General features: G+C 68.9%; 17 protein-coding genes. 9 read left to right on the top strand and 8 right to left on the bottom strand.

The window, feature by feature from the left end:
• The first annotated feature begins 59 nt into the window (after window positions 1-59).
• Together gltX and GDJ08_RS05600 are read left to right on the top strand one after the other, a co-directional pair.
• A complete protein-coding gene (gltX, locus tag GDJ08_RS05605; RefSeq protein ID WP_153164448.1) occupies window positions 60-1,463 on the top strand; it encodes a glutamate--tRNA ligase in 1,404 nt (467 codons plus the stop codon).
• 16 nt (window positions 1,464-1,479) lie between these two features.
• Window positions 1,480-1,965, top strand: a complete 486-nt coding sequence (locus tag GDJ08_RS05600; RefSeq protein WP_136004329.1) for a Fur family transcriptional regulator — start codon at window positions 1,480-1,482, stop codon at window positions 1,963-1,965.
• A gap of 63 nt (window positions 1,966-2,028) precedes the next feature.
• On the opposite strand, the gene GDJ08_RS05595 is transcribed toward GDJ08_RS05600, so the two are convergent.
• The 4 genes from GDJ08_RS05595 to GDJ08_RS05580 form a co-directional block, all read right to left on the bottom strand.
• Window positions 2,029-3,201 carry an HlyD family secretion protein gene (locus tag GDJ08_RS05595; RefSeq protein WP_136004327.1) on the bottom strand — a complete coding sequence of 391 codons (1,173 nt, stop codon included), beginning with the start codon at window positions 3,199-3,201 and terminating at the stop codon, window positions 2,029-2,031.
• A gap of 8 nt (window positions 3,202-3,209) precedes the next feature.
• The gene (locus GDJ08_RS05590; protein WP_153164447.1) at window positions 3,210-4,895 is read right to left on the bottom strand and encodes an MFS transporter; all 1,686 of its coding nucleotides are present in this window, start codon (window positions 4,893-4,895) and stop codon (window positions 3,210-3,212) included.
• A complete protein-coding gene (locus GDJ08_RS05585) occupies window positions 4,892-5,458 on the bottom strand; it encodes a TetR/AcrR family transcriptional regulator (protein WP_153164446.1) in 567 nt (188 codons plus the stop codon). The genes GDJ08_RS05590 and GDJ08_RS05585 overlap by 4 nt, the downstream gene beginning before the upstream one ends.
• A 248-nt stretch (window positions 5,459-5,706) precedes the next feature.
• Window positions 5,707-7,896, bottom strand: a complete 2,190-nt coding sequence (locus GDJ08_RS05580; protein WP_153164445.1) for a TonB-dependent receptor — start codon at window positions 7,894-7,896, stop codon at window positions 5,707-5,709.
• A 152-nt stretch (window positions 7,897-8,048) separates the two neighbouring features.
• Here GDJ08_RS05580 and GDJ08_RS05575 point away from each other — a divergent pair, with 152 nt between their 5' ends.
• The gene (locus tag GDJ08_RS05575) at window positions 8,049-8,462 is read left to right on the top strand and encodes a MerC domain-containing protein (RefSeq protein ID WP_136004320.1); all 414 of its coding nucleotides are present in this window, start codon (window positions 8,049-8,051) and stop codon (window positions 8,460-8,462) included.
• 108 nt (window positions 8,463-8,570) lie between these two features.
• Window positions 8,571-8,753 carry a 30S ribosomal protein THX gene (locus GDJ08_RS05570; protein ID WP_068850363.1) on the top strand — a complete coding sequence of 61 codons (183 nt, stop codon included), beginning with the start codon at window positions 8,571-8,573 and terminating at the stop codon, window positions 8,751-8,753.
• A gap of 76 nt (window positions 8,754-8,829) precedes the next feature.
• Here GDJ08_RS05570 and GDJ08_RS05565 read toward each other — a convergent pair whose 3' ends face one another.
• From GDJ08_RS05565 to GDJ08_RS05555, 3 genes are read right to left on the bottom strand one after another with little or no spacing between them, the layout of a single operon-like run.
• The gene (locus tag GDJ08_RS05565) at window positions 8,830-10,083 is read right to left on the bottom strand and encodes an alkaline phosphatase family protein (protein ID WP_153164444.1); all 1,254 of its coding nucleotides are present in this window, start codon (window positions 10,081-10,083) and stop codon (window positions 8,830-8,832) included.
• A 60-nt stretch (window positions 10,084-10,143) separates the two neighbouring features.
• Window positions 10,144-10,635, bottom strand: a complete 492-nt coding sequence (locus tag GDJ08_RS05560) for a methylated-DNA--[protein]-cysteine S-methyltransferase (protein ID WP_136004316.1) — start codon at window positions 10,633-10,635, stop codon at window positions 10,144-10,146.
• A complete protein-coding gene (locus GDJ08_RS05555; RefSeq protein ID WP_153164443.1) occupies window positions 10,632-12,098 on the bottom strand; it encodes an AlkA N-terminal domain-containing protein in 1,467 nt (488 codons plus the stop codon). Before GDJ08_RS05555 ends, GDJ08_RS05560 begins: the two co-directional genes overlap by 4 nt.
• A gap of 168 nt (window positions 12,099-12,266) precedes the next feature.
• On the opposite strand from GDJ08_RS05555, the gene GDJ08_RS05550 reads away from it, so the two are divergent.
• From GDJ08_RS05550 to ubiM, 4 genes are all read left to right on the top strand, one after another.
• Complete coding sequence (locus GDJ08_RS05550; protein ID WP_153164442.1) at window positions 12,267-13,427, top strand: COG3904 family protein; 1,161 nt, start codon at window positions 12,267-12,269, stop codon at window positions 13,425-13,427.
• 61 nt (window positions 13,428-13,488) lie between these two features.
• A complete protein-coding gene (locus GDJ08_RS05545; protein ID WP_153164441.1) occupies window positions 13,489-14,019 on the top strand; it encodes a DUF4019 domain-containing protein in 531 nt (176 codons plus the stop codon).
• A gap of 30 nt (window positions 14,020-14,049) precedes the next feature.
• Window positions 14,050-14,439 (top strand): MAPEG family protein, encoded by a 390-nt coding sequence (locus GDJ08_RS05540; protein ID WP_136004310.1) that lies wholly within the window; start codon window positions 14,050-14,052, stop codon window positions 14,437-14,439.
• Between the two features lie 101 nt (window positions 14,440-14,540).
• Entirely contained in the window at window positions 14,541-15,734 is a 1,194-nt protein-coding gene (ubiM, locus tag GDJ08_RS05535) for a 5-demethoxyubiquinol-8 5-hydroxylase UbiM (RefSeq protein ID WP_153164440.1), read from the top strand.
• Window positions 15,735-15,764: 30 nt separating this feature from the next.
• Here the strand turns inward: ubiM and GDJ08_RS05530 are convergent, their stop codons facing one another.
• The gene (locus GDJ08_RS05530) at window positions 15,765-15,995 is read right to left on the bottom strand and encodes an RNA-binding S4 domain-containing protein (protein WP_136004306.1); all 231 of its coding nucleotides are present in this window, start codon (window positions 15,993-15,995) and stop codon (window positions 15,765-15,767) included.
• 268 nt (window positions 15,996-16,263) lie between these two features.
• On the opposite strand from GDJ08_RS05530, the gene GDJ08_RS05525 reads away from it, so the two are divergent.
• Window positions 16,264-18,213 (top strand): DEAD/DEAH box helicase, encoded by a 1,950-nt coding sequence (locus tag GDJ08_RS05525; protein WP_153164439.1) that lies wholly within the window; start codon window positions 16,264-16,266, stop codon window positions 18,211-18,213.
• Window positions 18,214-18,219: the final 6 nt, after the last annotated feature.

Genomic DNA, 18,219 nt, shown 5'->3' with positions numbered 1-18,219 from the left:
TTCGCATGTGCGGCCGCAGGCGGGTAAAATTGCCGGGATTCCCGTTCCCCGAGCCCTCCATGATCTGCCGCACCCGCTTTGCCCCCAGTCCCACCGGTTACCTGCATATCGGTGGTGCCCGCACCGCGTTGTACTGCTGGCTGGAAGCCCGTCACCGGGGCGGCGAGTTTGTGCTGCGCATCGAGGACACCGACCGCGAACGCAGCACCCAGGGCGCCATCGACGCAATCCTGGAGGCGATGGACTGGCTGGGTCTGGGCTACGACGAAGGTCCGATCTACCAGACCGACCGCGTCGCCCGTTACAAGGCGGTGGCCGAACAGCTGGTTGCCGACGGAAAAGCCTATTACGCCTACGAGACCAAGGAAGAGCTGGATGCGATGCGCGAGGCCGCGATGGCCCGCCAGGAGAAGCCGCGTTACAACGGCGCCGCGCGTGAGCTGGGCCTGCCGTACCGCGACGACCCCAATCGCGTGATCCGCTTCAAGAATCCGCTCGACGGCACGGTGGTGTTCGACGACCTGATCAAGGGGCGCATCGAGATCGCCAACAGTGAACTCGACGACATGGTGATCTTCCGTCCGGATGGCTTCCCCACCTACAACTTCGCGGTGGTGGTGGACGACTGGGACATGCGCATCAGCGAGGTCATCCGCGGCGACGACCACATCAACAACACTCCGCGGCAGATCAATCTGTACGAAGGGATCGGCGCGCCGGTGCCGAAGTTCGGCCACATGCCGATGATCCTGGACGAGCAGGGCGCCAAGCTGTCCAAGCGCACCGGCGCGGCCGACGTGATGCAGTACAAGGATGCCGGCTACCTGCCCGATGCACTGCTGAGCTATCTGGCCCGGCTGGGCTGGTCGCACGGCGACCAGGAGCTGTTCACCCGCCAGGAGCTGATCGACCTGTTCGACGTGACCCACTGCAACTCCAAGGCCGCGCGCCTGGACATGGCCAAGCTGGGCTGGGTCAACCAGCACTTCCTGAAGACCGTTGACCCGGCCGATATCGCACCGCACCTGGTCTACCAGCTGAACAAGCTGGGCCTGGACCTGGCGGCAGGCCCGGCCCCGGCCGACGTCGTGGTGGCCCTGCGCGACCGCGTGCAGACGCTGAAGGAAATGGCCGAGAAGGCCGTGGTCTGGTACCAGCCGCTGACCGACTACGACGAGGCGGCGGTGACCAAGCACTTCAAGCCGGGCGCGGAACTGCCGCTGGGCAAGGCCCGCGAGCTGCTCGCCGCAGCCGGCGAGTGGACGGTCGACAGCGTTTCGGCCGCCCTGCACGACGTGGCCATCGCGCTGGAGATCGGCATGGGCAAGGTCGCCCAGCCGCTGCGCGTGGCCATCACCGGTACCCAGGTCAGCCCCGACATTTCCCAGACCGTGTTCCTGGCCGGGCGTGAAGAGGCCTTGAAACGCATCGACGTCGCACTCACTAAAGTACCGTCGGCCTGATAACCGGAGACCGCGCATGTCCGCCAAGACCGCTTGTACCGCCCCGCACCACCATGTTCACGATGCCTCGGACTTCGTGAAGGTGGTCGAACGCGTGTGCATCGAGCGCGGACTGCGCCTGACGCCCATCCGCGCCAATGTGCTGCGTCTGATCGCCGAGGCCGGAAAACCGGTCAAGGCCTACGAACTGCTGGAGTGGGTGCGCAACGGCAAGGGCGTGGGCGCTGACGCCCCGCCCACCGTGTATCGGGCGCTGGACTTCCTGATGGCCAACGGCTTTGTGCACAAGCTCGAGTCGGTCAACGCCTTCGTGGCGTGCCACCACCCGAGCAGTGCGCAGCACTCGGTGCCGTTCCTGATCTGCAACAGCTGCCACAGCGCAGTGGAACTGGAAGACCGCGAGATCGTCAGCCAGCTGGAAAAGCGCGCCAAGGAGCTGGGCTTCCAGCCGCAGGCGCAGACCCTGGAAGTACACGGGCTCTGCGCGCGCTGCGCGGGGTAACGCCGCACCCGGTGCTGGCGGGGCATCCATCCGGCAGACGCGCGGATTTCTGCATGAGGCGGCTTACCTGCCGGGATCTGCCCCGGCATCGGCCGTCTCCACCCGCACCACCACCGACATGCCCGGGCGCAATCGCCTGGCCAGTGGCTGGTCGGGATCGATGGCGATACGGATCGGCAGGCGCTGCACGACCTTGGTGAAGTTGCCGCTGGCGTTGTCCGGGCGCAGCACGCTGAACTCCGAGCCGGTGGCCGGGGCGATCTGTTCGATATGGCCGTGCAGCCGCTGGCCGTCGAAGGCATCCACCGAGAAGGTGGCCGGTTGGCCGATGCGCATTTTCCAGGTCTGGCCTTCCTTGAAGTTGGCCACCACCCACAACGCATCGGGGACCAGGAACAGCAGCTGCGAGCCAGCGGTGACGTACTGACCCAGGCGGACCGACGCTTCGCTGATCTGCCCATCGCGTGGCGCGTGGATGACCGTATTGGCCAGGTCGATGCGGGCCAGCGCGAGCTGTGCCCGCGCGGTCTCCACGCGGGCTTCCAGGCCCTTTCGGGCCACCCGGGTGGAGGTGAGGGTTTCCTCGGCGATGCGGATCTGCGCCTGCGACTGCAGTACGGCCGATTGTGCGGACTGCGCGCCGGTACGGAACTTGTCACGGTCGTTGAGCGCGACCAGCTGCTGGGCTGCCAGCTCCTCATAGCGCTTGAGTTCGTTGCGCGATCGCGACAGCTCGCTCTGGCCGGCGGCAAGGTTGGCCTGCGCGGCGGCGATCTGCGCGCGGTTCTGTGCCTGGGTCTGGTCGGAATTGGCCAGCGCGGCCAGCGCGCTGTCCAGATCGGCCTGGGCCTGGGCCACTTTTTCCTTGTAGATGCGGTCATCGATGCGCACCAGTGCATCGCCCTTGCGCACGTACTGGAAGTCCTTGACCAGCACCTCGGTGACATAGCCGTTCACCTGCGGCGCGAGCACGGTGATCTGGCCGCGCACGTAGGCGTTGTCGGTGCTGACACGGGTGCTGTCGAACGGCCACAACGACCATGCACGCAGGATCAATGCGATGCCGAGCAGGGCAATCACGATCATGATCACGACGCTGCGCGTGCTGGGTTTGAGGTACTTGGGCACGCCCGACGGTGTCGCCGCGGCGGGCGTGCCGGTCGGGGCAGCATCGGTCGGCGGCGCTGGATTCACGTTCTCGGGCGTGCTGTCGTCGCGTGGCGGGGGAGTGGGCATGTCGGGACTCATCGGGTAGCGGCCGGCGGGGATGCCGGGACGGTCGGCGAAACGGCACGGCGCTGGCGTTTGCGCCATTGCTTGAGCAGGGCGGTGCGCACCGACAGCAGCAGCAACCAGCCGAGGAAGGCCAGCGCCACGGTGCCGCTGAGCGTGAACACATCATTGAACGCCCGCACATTGGCCTCGCGGCGTGTGGTCAGTGCCAGCTGCGCAGTGCCCTGCGCGCTGCGCTGCACCGGGTCGGTGATCAGGCCGGCATAGAGCTGTTGCTGCTGTTTCAGGCGCTGTGCCACCACGCCGTCGGCCGGATCGAGCTGGCTGACGAGCGCGCTGGAGTACACCTGTTCGCGGTGCAGCTGGTAGGTGCCCAGCACCGCTGAACCGGCCAGGCCACCCAGCGTCTGGGTGATCGACAGGGTGACCAGAAAGGTGATCATGTGGTCCACGCCCTGTTTCAAGGCCTGGGTGATGCCGAGCATGATCAGCGGGCCCATGAACATGCCCGCGCCGACCGAGGCCAGGAACTGGCTGGCGTAGAAGTCGTGCGGGCGGTCCAGGCTCGTCCGGCTCTGGTCGAGGAACGCGGCGCTGCCCAGCAGCAGGATCGCCATCAGCAGCTGGGGGATGATCCGCCTGGGGCCGAAGGTCAGCGACGCCGCCGCGATGCCGGTCACCACGCCGGCGAGGATCACACCGAACAGCGGGCGCATCTGGTCCGGACCCATCCCGAGCTGACGCATCAACCCGACCACGCCGTAGGACTGCTCGGTAGTCAGGAAGCGGATCAGGAACGCACCGACAATGAAGTGCAGCACCGGCAGGCTGGCCAGCCAGCGCGTCTGCAGCAACGGGTTGCGCCGGAAGTGTTCGATGATGAAGGCCGTCGTGCCCAGCACGATCGCGGCCACCAGCGCCCAGCCCAGCCAGGGGGTGTCGAACCACCAGCGTGTATAGCCCTGGGCCAGCACCACGACCAGCAGGCCCACCGCCGGCGCGAGCAGCGCAAATGTCAGGAAGTCCAACGGCTCGAACGCCTTGATCTGCGCACCCGGCGGCAGTTTGAGCACGACTACCGCAGCGAACGCGCACAGCGCCAGCCCGGCCTCGAACAGGTAGAGGTTGTGCCACTGGCCGGTGTCGACCAGTCCCGGTGACACCAGCCAGGCGATCGGTATCGCCAGCTGCGAGATGCCCACGCCGATCACCAGTAGATTTCCGGTGTAACGGCGCGGCAGGGATTGCAGCATGTACAGCGTACCCAGCGTGCTGCAGGCCGCGCCCGCGAATCCGCTGGCCGCGCGCGTCAGCACGGTGGTCTCGTAGCTGCCGACAAACAGGTGCAGTACCGCCAGCGCGGCGTACAGGCCCAGCCCGATTTCGGCAAACAGGCGGATGCCGTACTGCTGGCGGAATTTGAAGGCCAGCAGGTTGGCGGTCACATTGACCATCGCGTAGGCCGCCACCAGCCAGCTGCCCTGGGCCGGCGTGAGCCCGAGCTGGCCCTGCATGAAAGGCAGGTTGGCGGTGACCAGGGCGTTGCCGAGCCCGCCGGTGATGCCGACCAGCAGCGCCACCAGCGCATAGGCCAGGCGCCGGTGCGGCGGATGCCACGGCATGGAGGCCGAGCCGGGCAGCGTCGGTTTTTCGTGCTCTTCCCAGTCCGGTACCGGCTTGAGGTACTGCGGCATCACCCCTCCCCGTGATCAGGCCCCCGCAGTCCACCACGCAGCAACTGCAGGGCGCGCGTGGCCAGCGTGGCGCGTTCTTCCCGGGTCTTGCCACGCAGCGCGGCTCCCAGCATGCCCGAGATCAGTGAAATGTCCGTCACGTCGAGATCGGCGCGGCACAGGCCGGCGGCGATGGCGCGCTGCATGGGCGCGCGCAGGACGGCGCGGATGGTCTCGCGCGCGGTCTTGATGGTGGGATCGTCCGGATCGACGGCGCGCCAGTAGTCCGACAGCGCGGGCGACTGCACGATGCGTGCGGCCATGCCGTTGAGCACCTCGAACAGGGCGTCGTCGCGGTCACCCAGAGTCTGCACCTGGCGCTGGATGCGGGTGACCGTACGTTGCAGCAGGGCTTCCACCAGCGCCGTGCGGTCGGGGAAGTTGCGGTAGAGGGTGGCGCGCCCGACCTGGGCGCGTTCGACCACCAGGTCCAGCGGCGCGGTGACGCCGTGCTGGCCGAATACGGCATCGGCGGCGTCGAGGATCTGGGCACGGCGGGCGGCCGCATCGGCACGTTGGGTAGGCATGGCCCATGTTCGGACAGATGTGTCCGTTCTGGAAGGGGCGGACGCGTCACGTCAGGCGCACGCAGGGGGCGCCGCTGGGGTTTGTGCAGGGCGGGTGAACCCAGCGCGGTGCCGGCACGGTGGCCAGCCACGGTGAAGCCCCGGCACTCGATCGACCTGCGTGCCACGGGGAGGGACAAGGGAAAAAAGAGGGGGCCTTGCGGCCCCCTCAGAGTAAGAACAACGACCCCGGTCGTGAGAGGCGGGTATCAGAAGAAGGCGCGGATGCCGAAGGCCACGCCGCGGCCAGGCAGCGGCGAGTAGTCGCGCAGCAGGGAGGTGTGCGGGCGGACTTCCTGGTTGGTCAGGTTGCTGCCGTCCAGGAAGACTTCGTAGCTGTTGCTGTCGTTGCGGTCCCAGCGGTAGGCGAGGTGGGCGTCGACGAGGGTGTAGCCGTTGCTCGGGTCTTCGTTCTGGGCCACGTCCTTCTGGCTGCTGTAGCGCACGGCACCGACCGAGGCGCGCCAGCCGTCGCGGGACCAGCGCAGGTCGGCGCCGATGCGGGCCGGGGAAATCCGCGGCAGGTAGCCACTGTTGGCCAGGTCCACGGTGTAGTTGTGGTTGTGGTCGCCATGCGGCACGGCGATGTCCACGCTGCGGCTGCCGCTGCCATCCAGTTCGGCCTTCACGTAGTCGCCGAACACGCGCAGGTCCCAGTCGCCGGACGTGCCTTCGAACAGGTGGAACAGGGCCTCCGCTTCGGCACCCTTGAAGGTGGCATCCTGCTGGGTCCACAGGCGGACCGGCAGCGATTCGACCACGCCGGTGTCGGCCAGGTAGATGAAGTTCTTGAACCTGGTCTGGTAGATCGAGGCCGAGAAGTCGACGCGGTCGCTGTGGGTGTGGATGCCCAGTTCGACGCGCTGCCCGCGCTCGGTCTTCAGGTCCGCATTGCCGATTTCCAGGGAACGGGTGGCGATGTGTGCGCCAGCGGCGTACAGCTCCTCGTTGGTCGGTGCGCGCTCGGAGCCGTCCACGCCGAAGCGCAGGTCCACCGCGTCATTGAGCTTCCAGATACCGGCAGCGGACAGGTTGGTGGCGTCGAACGTGCGTGCGCGGTAGTCGCCGGTCGGGTCGAGCTTGACCTGGTCGTGGCGGCCGCCGAGTTCCAGTTTGAACGGGCCGAACTGCTTTTCCTGCAGCACGAACAGGCCGACGTTCTTTGTGCCGGTGTCGGGCACGAACGCTTCTTCACCCTTGGCGCCGAAGTCGCTGTTGCCGAACTGCACGCCGAAGGCGCCATCCCAGCCGCCGATCGGCTGCTGTACCGCCTCGAGGCGGGCTTCGATGCCGCGGTTGGTGAAGCGCGTGGACGGAGTGCCGGCTTCCAGCTCGGTGTGCTCGTAATCGGTGTAGGCGGTGCGCAGATTGACGTTCTTCAGGAACGGGACCGGGTTGTAGATGCCGGCCTTCGCTTCGAAGCGGTTCTGCACCATGTCGATGCGCACGTCGTGCTCGTCGCCTTCTTCCTCGTCGCCGTGGTCATGGTCGTGATCGTGGTCGTGATCATCGTCGGCATGCACGTGTGCGCCGTTGGGGATGCCGTAGTTGGTGCGGTAGGTGCTGGCCGAGATGCCGGCGTAGCCGCCGTCGCCCAGCCAGGTGACGCCCAGGCCGCCGGCGCGGGTACGGATGGAACTGTTGTCCAGACGGCCGCGGCGCGGCTCGTCGGCGTCGTCTTCGTCGTGGTCGTGGCCGCTGTGGTCTTCCAGGCCATCGATCACGGCGTAGCCCGGGATGCGGTAGTCGTCGCCGTTGCGTACGAGGCCATCCACATGCAGCACCACGTTGCCGCTGACGCCGTCGAGGCGGAACATGCCGCTGCGCTCGTCATTGACCGAGTTGCCGCGCAGTTCGGCGCGGCCGCTGAGCGGGCGGTCCGGCAGTTCGCGCGCGATGCGGCCATCAACCACGTTGACCGCGCCGCCGATCGCGCCGCTGCCGAACAGCAGCGTGGCGGGGCCCTTCAGCACTTCGATCTGGTCGGCCAGGAACGGCTCGATGCTGGTGGCATGGTCGGCGCTGACCGTAGAGGCGTCCATGTTGCCCATGCCGTTGGAGAGCACCGCCACGCGCGGGCCTTCCTGTCCGCGGATGATCGGGCGACCGACGCCGGGGCCGAAGAAGGTGCTCTGCACGCCGGGCAGCTTGGCGACGGTGTCGCCAAGCGTGCCGGCCTTCTGTTCGTCCAGACGTTCGCCGGCGAGGACATCGACCGGGCGGGCCAGGGATTCGGCATCGCCCTGCAGCGGCGAGGCGGTGACCTTGACCTCGGACAGCTCGGTCAGGTGGCCGCGATGGCCGTCATCGTCGGCAGCCATCGCCACGGAGGGCAGGAGGGCGGCCGCCAGGGCCAGGGACAGCGTGTGGCGCGTAAACAGGGGGCGGGAAGAGCGCATAGGGGCAGGGTCCGTCAGTCGAATTGTTACAATGTATCAATGGTGGGGCGCGCGAAACCCGTCGATGAACGGGGGTGGGGCAGGGGAGGCAGGTGCGCGTCGGGATTGATGTTATATTATTCCATAACGCTTCGCCGACCCTGCTGGAAGTCATGCCCCTGTTCCCACGCCTCCGCCATCTTCTCGATCGTTTCGGTGCCACCGGATCGCTGCTGTGTGCGGTGCACTGCGCGGTGTTGCCGGTGCTGCTGGCCGCCGCGCCCTCGCTGGGCCTGTCGGTGTGGATGAGCGACGGGGTCGAGCTGGCGCTGGTCTGCTTCGTGACCCTGCTGGGGCTGTTCAGCCTGGTCTGGGGATATCGTCGCCACGGTGCGCTGCGCGCGCTGGGCTTCCTGGTGCCGGGGCTGGTCGCGCTGTGGGCCGGGCTGCTGTATGGCCCGCTGCACCATTCAGCGGTTCCGCACGCCGTGGTGATGACCCTCGGCGGGGTGCTGGTGGGGGTGGCGCACCTGGTGAACCTGCGGCTGAACCACGGCCACATCCATGATGCGAGCTGTGCGCACTGAGTGCGTGTGGTAGGCTTTCAGATCGTGCGCGGGGGCGCCTGAGAGGGCGGCCCCGCCGAACCCGTGTCAGTACGGGGTTATCAGATTTCAGACTAAGGAGTTGACGACATGGGTAAGGGTGACCGCAAGACCGCCAAGGGCAAGCGCTACAACGCCAGCTACGGCAATTCGCGTTCGCACGCGGTGAGCAAGGTGGCCGTGGGCGCAGCTGCGCCGGTCGCCAAGAAGACCGTTGCCAAGGCGCCGGCCAAGAAGGCTGTCGCCAAGAAGGCGGTGGCCAAGGCCGGCTGATCCCAGCCAGGCAGGGCCCACGAAAAACGCGGCGCCTGCGCCGCGTTTTTTGTTGTCCGCGCGGCGCCGGCGCGCCTCAGCGCAGGGCCGGCAGCAGGCGTTGCGGGTCGCCATCGTTGGGCGCGGCCGGCACGTCGAGCAGGCGCGCCAGCAACGGATAGACGTCCACGTTGTCGAACGGCGCAATCACCGCGCCCTGTCTGAACGACGGCCCGCGTGCGATGAACACCGCCCGCATCGAGGGCAGTGCATTGTCGTAGCCGTGCGAGCCGCGGTCTCCCGGGGGGCGTTTGGCGAGCCGATCGCGGGTCAGCGCGTCCCAGCCTTCGTGCATCTGGCACAGGATCGGCGGGATGCGTGGATGGGTGCCATAGGCCCACCGCGCCGGCAGCGCCTCGCGCCGCCAGCAGTCGTAGTGCGCGTGCGCGCCCAGCAGGATCTTCTCGGCCTGGCGCTGCTTGCCGGGCAACGGCGCGAAGCCGACCGACTGCCCGACGGTCACGTCCCGCGCGATGGCCGGATCGACCATGTCCTCGGTGGCGATGACCTGGCCTGCCGGCACGCTGGCCATGCCGTGGTCGGAGACCACGACGATGTTGGTGTCGTCGGCGAGGCCGCGCGCCTGCAGGCCGTCCAGCAGCCGCCCGATGGCGGTGTCGACCTCGACGATGGCGGCGGCGTACTCGGGCGACTCCGGGCCGTGGTCATGGCCGGCGTGGTCGACCTGTTCCATGTACAGCGTGACCAGACGGGGCGCCTGCGGATCGCTCTGGCCGAGCCAGCCGAGGACCTGATCAACGCGATCGGGCAGCGTCACCTGGCTGTCGAACACGCGCCACTGGCTCGGCCGCACGCCTTGGATGGCCGCTTCGCTGCCGGGCCAGGACAGGGTGGCGGTGCGCACGCCGGCTTTTTCCGCGCCCACCCAGATCGGCTCGCCGCCCCACCAGCGCGCGTCGGTGACGGCCTCGCGGCGATTCAGCCGGAAGCTGCCCAGTCCGGCTTCCTCCATGCTGTTGTGGATGATGCCGTGGTGGTCCGGACGCAGGCCGGTGACCAGCGTGTAGTGGTTGGGAAAGGTCAGTGCGGGATACGACGGCGTCATCCAGCGCGCACGCACGCCGCTGTCGGCGATCCGCGACAGGTTGGGGCTGATGCCGCGGTCGAGCATGTCCGCACGCAGGCCATCAATGGAGACCAGCAGCAGTTTCGGCGGTGAAGCATTGGGGGTGGCAGCGGCGACAGGCGGCGGCGGTGCGGACGGTGCGGTGGCGCAGCCGGCCAGCGACAGGGCGGCGGCAAGCGCCAGTGGGAAACGTACGGAGATCATCACGCCATGATAATCGGCAGCGGTGACGCGACGAAGACAACCAATGGCAGGGGGCGCGGCTCAGGCGAACAGCGAATCGCGCCGTGCCTCCAACTGCAGCAGGGCGGCCTTGGTGTCCAGTCCGCCACCAAATCCGGTCAGTGCACCGTTGCTGCCGATCACCCGATGGCAGGGCAGCACGATCGGCAGCGGGTTGCGGCCGTTGGCGGCCCCGACCGCCCGGCTGGCGGTGGGATGGTCGATGTGGCGGGCAAGGTCGACGTAGCTCCAGGTCCGGCCAAACGGGATATCTGCCAGCGCCCGCCACACGCGCAGCTGGAACGGCGTGCCATGCGGCGCGAGCGGCAGCGCGAAGGCGGTGCGTTCGCCGCGCAGATACTGCAGCAGCTGCAGGCGTGCCTCGCGCACGGCATGTGCGTCGCGCTGCCAGTGCTCGCGGCCCTTGGCGTCGTACCGGTTGTTCTCGAAGAGGATGTGGTGGATGCCACGGCTGTCGCCGGCCACGGTGAGGGCGCCGATGGGGCTGTCGAAGGTGTCGTAGCGCAGTGTCATGGGCGTACTCCGGGAGCGGGGGGAGACAGGTGCCACAGGTGCAGCACCGCATAGGCGCGCCACGGGCGCCAGGCATGCGAACGGGCCTCGGTGGCGCGCTCGGCAAGGCGGGTTTCGCCGCCGAGGACCTGCTGCAGCACGAGGTCGCCGGCGGGAAATGCGTCGGGCAGAGCCAGGGCGCGCAGCGCGATGTAGTGTGCGGTCCACGGGCCGATGCCGGGCAGCGCGACGCAGCGCGCCACGAAGCTGTCCAGGCGCTGGCCGGCGGCGAAGTCCAAGCGGCCGTCGGCGACTGCGGCGGCCACCGCGCGGACCGTTGCCGCGCGGGTTTTCGGCAGGCCCACGGTGTCCAGCGGGGCCTCGGCCAGCGCCTGCGGGGTGGGGAACTGACGGTCCAGGCCCTCGGGCATGCCCGGCAGCGTGATGCCGAAGCGGTCGACCACGCGTCGCGCAAGCGTGGCCGCCGCGGCCACGCTGACCTGCTGGCCGAGCACGGCGCGCACGGCCACCTCGAAGCCGTCCCAGCCGCCGGGCACGCGCAGGCCGGGGCGCTCGGCGATGCCCCTGGCAAGCAGTGGCTCCCGGGCCAGCGTGGCGTGCACGATGCGCAGGTCCGCATCCAGATCGAAGATCCGCCGGACCCGTCGCACGATGCCGGGGATGGCGCGTGGATCGACCTGGCCCAGTTGCAGCAGCAGCTCCGGGCGCTTCGGATCGGCACTGACGCGGATCACGCTGGGGCGCGCGGCCGGGCCGATCACGCGCTGGTAGCTGTGGTCGTCGATCTGCTCGATACCGGGAATGGCGCGGCGGCGCAGGAAGCCGAGCATCGCGGCGAAATCCAGTGGCGGCCGGTAGCCCAGGCGCAGGGTCAGGGGGGCGTCGCCGAGCGCACCGCGCTGGCGGCGGATGGCCGTCGGAGGCATCCCGCAGCCGTCCACGAACGCGGCGTTGAAGCGGCGCAGGCTGTTGTAGCCGGACGCCATCGCCACGTCGGTGACCGGCAGCGCGGTTTCGGTCAACAACTGCTTGGCCAGCAGCAGGCGACGGGTGGCGTGGATCTGCGCCGGCGCCGCGCCGAGGCGGGCCACGAACAGGCGCTGCAGCTGGCGGGCGCTCAGCCCCACGTGGGCAGCGAGCGCGCCGACCGGGGCATCCTGCAGGTAGCCATCGTGGATCAGCGCCAACGCGCGCTGCAGGGTTTCGTTGCTGAGGACCTCCTGGGCCTCCGGCGCCAGTTCCGGGCGGCAGCGCAGGCAGGGCCGGAAACCGGCGGCGGCGGCCGCAGCGGCGGTCGGGTAATAGTCCACGTTGCGCGGCTTCGGCGGTGGTGCCGGGCAGACCGGGCGGCAATAGATGCCGGTGCTGCGCACGGCGGTGAAAAACACCCCGTCGAAGCGGGCGTCGCGTGCCAGGCGGGCGCTTTCGCAGGCGGCGTAGTCCAGGGGCAGGGCGGTGTCCATGCCGGTCAGTCTATGCCCCCGGGATGGACCCGGCTCGCCGTTTTCGGACGGCAATGCGGTCGCGGCCCCGGACGGTTCAGTGCAGGTTGTCGCGGCGCTGCCGTGGCGCACTAGACTGTCTGCCTGCGCGCCGCAGGTGCGCCCCTTGTCGTGGAGTCCAGGTTGTCCATGTTGCCCAAGTCGTGGTGGTTGCCGTTGTTGTGCCTGGGATTGGCCGGTTGCAGCCAGCTGGAGAATCCGGGCAATGTCACTGCGGCCGACAAGGCGGTGCGTGCGCAGGCGGCCGATGGCGACCACATGGTGTCCATCAACGCCGCCGACGCCCCGCTACCGCCGCCGCCGCCGCCGCGGCGTGGGCAGCAGGCGTGGCCGGACGCGGCGCTGGACAACGGCAAGGCGTTCGTGAGCTGCGATACCGATTACGCCGCCGAAGGGGGCGACGGGCAGCCGCTGGAGGCGCTCGACCGCGCCAGCGTGGAGGCGGCGCTGGCACCGTGCGCCGAGCGTGGCCTGCTGCGCGTGCGCTACGTCGGCAAGATCAATCCCGGGTTTGCCGAGCTGGTCGGCCGGGTGGCGATCGTGGCCGATGCACAGCACATTTCGCGGCGCATCCTGGATCTGGATTCCAGTGGCGGCCAGGTGGAGGCGGCCATTGTGGCCGGCGACAGCATCGGCGAATCCAATTGGACCATCTGGGTGCGCGAAGGATCGGTCTGCCACAGTGCGTGCGTGTTCGTGCTGGCGGCCGGTGACAACCGGCTCGTCTCGGGCAAGGTCGGCATCCACCGCATGATGCGGATCAGCTCCAAGGCGACCTCGCGCGCCGAGCTCAACCGCGAGCTGCACGAAGTCTATGACAACGTGAAGGACTACCTGCAGCGCAATGGCGTGGCGGTGGGCGTGGCCGACCTGATGATGACCGTGCCCAACCGCAGCCTGCGCCTGCTCGATGCCGGCGAGTTGCGGCAGTTCGGCCTGGACGGCACCAATGCGGTGCAGGACGACCTGGAGCGGATCAAGCAGATGCGCAAGTGCGGCGATGATTTCGTGCGCCGCAAGGATGCGTTCCTGATCGCCTTTGATCAGGAATGCAAGCGCGAGGGCGCCGAGATGGAGGCGATCAACACCTGCGGGCAGATGCTCAAACAGCGATTCGGTTTCCCCGACGCGACCTGCCCGGACGAAAGCCCATTGTCGGAAATCGACGTGACCAGCCTGCTGCCACCGTCCACGCCCACCGCGGCGTCGGCAGACGCGGTGCCGGCCGCACCGGCGCAGACCGCGAGCGAAGGACACCGGCCGCCGCCCGAGGCGGCGCAGCGCAACTGACGGACTACTCACGTCCTTGACGTATGCTGGCCGGCAGTTTCCTTCTGCCGACGGTGCCCTGATGCGTGTTCCGCTGCTGCTGTTGTCGATCCTGTTCCCCGTCGCCGCGATGGCGCAGACGCCTGCCCCGGCCACGCCCGCCCCGGCGCCGGCCCGCCCGGCACCGGATGCCGCCGCCGCGCCGCGCCCGGTGCTGACGCCCGCGCAGCAGGCCCAGGTGCGCGAGCAGGATGCGGAGATGAGCGCGGCGGCGTTGAAGGTGGCGCAGCTGGTCGATGCCAACCGGGCGGCCGAGGCGTGGCGTGGTGCGTCCGCCGTGGCGAAGAAGACCGTCACCGAACCGGCCTTCGTGGCCCAGCTGGCGGCCGACCGCAAGCGGCTCGGCACGCTCGCATCGCGCGGCCAGCCCACCGTGACCCGGGTCAAGTACGCGGCTGGCGCGACCGTGCCGGAAGGGCTGTACATCAACGTCAGCTTCCCGACCCGCTTTGCCAACAGCGCCCAGCCGGTACGCGAACTGGTGTCCTTCCGACTGGATGAAGACCGCGTCTGGCGGCTCGCCGGTTACAGCGTGCGTGCCGCCACCCCCTGACGTTCTGCCTGACACCTTCCGGAGTACGCCATGACGATCGAGATCCAGATGCTGGTGTGGTCGATGCTGCTGGGCATCGTGCACCTGTTCGCAGCGTCCACGGCAGTGACCCGCGAGCGCGGGCTGGCGTGGAATGCATCCGCGCGCGACGGGCAGAGCGCCCCGGTACGCCCGTTGACGGGCCGGCTGCAGCGCGCCCAGTCCAACTTCATGGAGACCTTTCCGTTCTTCGCGGCGGCCGTGCTGGCGGTAACGCTCACCCAGCGCCAGGACGGGCTGACCGCACTGGCCGCGCAGCTGTACTTCTGGGCGCGGGTGGTCTACCTGCCGCTGTATGCGGCCGGCGTGCCGTACGTGCGCAGCCTGGTGTGGCTGGCCTCGCTGGTGGGCATCCTGCTGCTGATGTGGTCGCTGCTGTAACGCGGGGGTGAACCGTTCCGCACGCGGCTGATCCAGATCAAGGCCAGCGCACTGCCGGCGGCGCTAAGCTCCACGTGGACTGGCAACCGCAGGATCGGATCATGGTGGAGCAACACGCGCGCCCGGTGGATGTCGTGGTGGTGGGGGCAGGGCCGGTCGGGCTGTGCCTGGCCCGCTCGCTGGCCGGGACCGGCCTGACGGTGACGCTGATCGAGCAGCAGCCGCGTGCGGCACTGGCCGAGGCGGCGTTCGATGGCCGCGAGATCGCGCTGACCCATGCGTCCCGCGCGATCCTGGAGCGGCTGGGTCTATGGGCGCGGCTGGACCCGGCCGAGATTTCACCGCTGCGCGATGCGCAGGTGCTCAACGGCGGTTCGCCGTTCGCGCTGACCTTCGCGGCGGCACGCGACGGGCACGGGCGCGACCTGGGCTGGCTGGTGCCCAATCATCTGATCCGGCGCGCCGCATGGCAGGCGGTGCAGGACCAGCCCGGGGTCGAGGTGCTCGACCAGACCAGCGTGGCCGCCATCGACACCGGCCCCCGGCACACCTCTGTCACCCTGGCCGATGGCCGCCGCCTGCAGGCGCGGCTGGTGGTCGCCGCCGACAGCCGCTTCTCCAGTACCCGCCGCCTGCTCGGGATCGGTGCGCGCATGCGTGATTTCGGCAAGTCGATGCTGGTGTGCCGGATGCGTATCGAACAACCGCACCATCACACGGCCTGGGAATGGTTCGGCTATGGCCGCACGATGGCGTTGCTGCCGCTGAACGGCGACCTGGCCTCGGCGGTGATCACCCTGCCACCGCGGCAGATCGCGGCGCTGATGGCGCAGGACGACGACGCCCTCGGGCGTACCGTCAGTGGCTTCTTCGAGCACCGGCTCGGCCGCATGCAGCCGTGCGCGCGGCCGATCGCCTATCCGCTGGTGGGGGTCTACGCACAATCCTTCGTGGGCCCGCGCTGCGCGCTGATCGGCGATGCGGCGGTGGGCATGCACCCGGTCACCGCGCACGGCTTCAACCTCGGCCTGCTCAGCCAGGACCGGCTGGCTGCGGTGATCGCCCCCGCCGCCCAGCGGGGCGGCGACATCGCCGCGCCGGCGGGCCTGGCCGGTTATGAGCGGGGCCATCGGCTGGCGTCGCGGCCGCTGTACGAGGCCACCAATGCCATCGCCACGCTGTACACCGACGACCGCCTGCCGGCCCGCGCGCTGCGCAGTGCCGGCCTGCGCCTGGCCCAGGGCGTGGCCCCCTTCCGGCAGCTGATCGCCGCCCAGCTGACGCGCGCCTCCTGAGCGGGGCGGCAGCCGCGGGGCGGCGGTGGCTCAGGGGGCGTCGCTGTCGGCGATGATGTGGATGGTGGTGTCGCCGAACCGGACCTGTTGGCCTGCGCGGATCTTGCAGGCCTTGCGCAGTTCAACTTCCCCATCGACGAGGACCTGGCCGTCGCCGATGACGGTTTTGGCCTCCCCGCCGCTGGTGACCAGGTCGGCCAGCTTGAGCAGCTGCTTGAGCTCGACGTAGTCGCGGTCCAGTTCGAATTCGAGGGTCTGCATGAAGCGGGTATCCTGGAAAGGGGCGCGGACGGTGGCCCGGGCCGGGGGAGGGCGCGTATTGTGCGCCAGCGCGGGGCCTGCGCGGGATTCAGGCGGAAATCTGTACGCGTGGTTCAGGAACGATGCGGTATCATCGCGCCCTGAGCGAGTGAATTCTCCTCCGACCGAGCAGCGCCAGGGCACGCGATAAGAAAGGGCGCCCAAAGCGCGGACCATCCCCTTTTTTTATCGCATTGCCCGAAAAATGGCAGTGCCTTCGGAGTTTCCCATGTCCCAAGAATCCCCCGCGCCGCTGCTGTTCGCAGACCTCGGCCTGTCCGATGCTGTGATGAAGGCCGTGGCCACCGTCGGCTATGAAACGCCGTCGCCGATCCAGGCCGCCACCATTCCGGCCATGCTGGAAGGTCGCGACGTGCTGGGTCAGGCCCAGACCGGTACCGGCAAGACCGCCGCCTTCGCGCTGCCGGTCCTGTCCAACCTCGACTTCAACCAGGCCAAGCCGCAGGTGCTGGTGCTGGCGCCGACCCGCGAACTGGCCATCCAGGTTGCCGAGGCCTTCCAGACCTATTCCTCGGCGATGCCGGGCTTCCGCGTGCTGCCGGTCTACGGCGGCCAGCCCTACGGCCAGCAGCTGTCGGCCCTGCGCCGTGGCGTGCACGTGGTGGTGGGTACCCCGGGCCGCGTGATCGATCACCTCGATCGCGGCACTCTGGACCTGTCCGAGCTGAAGACGCTGGTCCTGGACGAAGCCGATGAAATGCTGCGCATGGGCTTCATCGACGACGTCGAAGCCGTGCTCAAGAAGCTGCCGGAGACCCGCCAGGTCGCCCTGTTCTCGGCCACCATGCCGCCGCAGATCCGTCGCATCGCGCAGACCTACCTGAAGAACCCCGCCGAAGTCACCATCGCGGCCAAGACCACGACCTCGGCCAACATCCGCCAGCGCTACTGGTGGGTGAGCGGCATGCACAAGCTGGATGCGCTGACCCGCATCCTGGAAGTGGAACCGTTCGACGCGATGATCATCTTCTCGCGCACCAAGGCGGCCACCGAAGAACTTGCCGAGAAGCTGCAGGCCCGCGGCTTGGCGGCTGCCGCCATCAACGGCGACATGCAGCAGGCCCAGCGTGAGCGCACCATCGGCCAGCTCAAGGAAGGCAAGCTGGACATTCTGGTCGCCACCGACGTGGCCGCGCGCGGCCTGGACGTGGAACGCATCAGCCACGTGCTGAACTACGACATTCCGTACGACACCGAAAGCTACGTGCACCGCATCGGCCGTACCGGCCGTGCCGGCCGCACCGGCGACGCGATCCTGTTCGCCACCCCGCGCGAGAAGGGCATGCTGCGGGCGATCGAGCGCGCCACGCGCCAGCCGATCGAGGAAATGCAGCTGCCGAGCGTGGACGCGGTCAACGATACCCGCGTGGCCAAGTTCATGAGCCGCATCAGCGAGGCGCTGGAAGGCGGCGGCGTCGACTTCTACCGCGAGCTGCTGCAGCGCTACGAGGCCGAGAACAACGTGCCGGCGATCGAGATCGCCGCTGCGCTGGCCAAGCTGCTGCAGGGCGATTCGCCGTTCCTGCTGACCCCGCCGGTGCGGGGTGCGCGTGAAGAGCGGGCGCCTCGCGAACGCAACGACCGCAATGATCGTGGCGATCGCCCGGCGCGCTTCGAGCCGCGTTTCGAGCGTGGCCCGCGCCGTGAAGACGACCGCGGGCCGCGTCCGCCGCGTGCCGAAGGCGACTTCGGCGGCAACGAGGGTGGCTTCGAGCGCGCCCCGCGCCGTGAGATCGCCCCGCGCGGTGCGCCGGAGCAGGGCATGGAGACCTTCCGCATCGAAGTGGGCCATGTGCACGGCGTCAAGCCGGGCAACATCGTCGGCGCGATCGCCAACGAAGCCGGCCTGGAAAGCCGCTTCATCGGCCGCATCGACATCCACGACGACTTCTCGGTGCTGGACCTGCCTGCCGAGATGCCGAGCGACCTGCTCACCCACCTGAAGAAGGTGTGGGTGTCCGGCCAGCAGCTTCAGATGCGCAAGGTGGAGCCGGGTGAAGACCTGACCCCGTCGCCGCGTCCCCCGTTCAAGCCGAAGTTCGGCCGCGGCGGCAAGCCGGGTGGCCCGGGCGGTCACCGTGGTCCGGGTGGTCCGGGCGGCAACGACCGTCCGCCGCGCCGGGACGGCTTCAAGCCGCGCGGCCCGCGCAGCTTCTGATCGCCC

It is taken from the genome of Stenotrophomonas nematodicola, from assembly GCF_009467805.1.
GTDB lineage: Bacteria > Pseudomonadota > Gammaproteobacteria > Xanthomonadales > Xanthomonadaceae > Stenotrophomonas > Stenotrophomonas nematodicola.
Note: the sequence above shows the minus strand (reverse complement) of the source record. Positions and strands in the feature narration are given on the sequence as shown.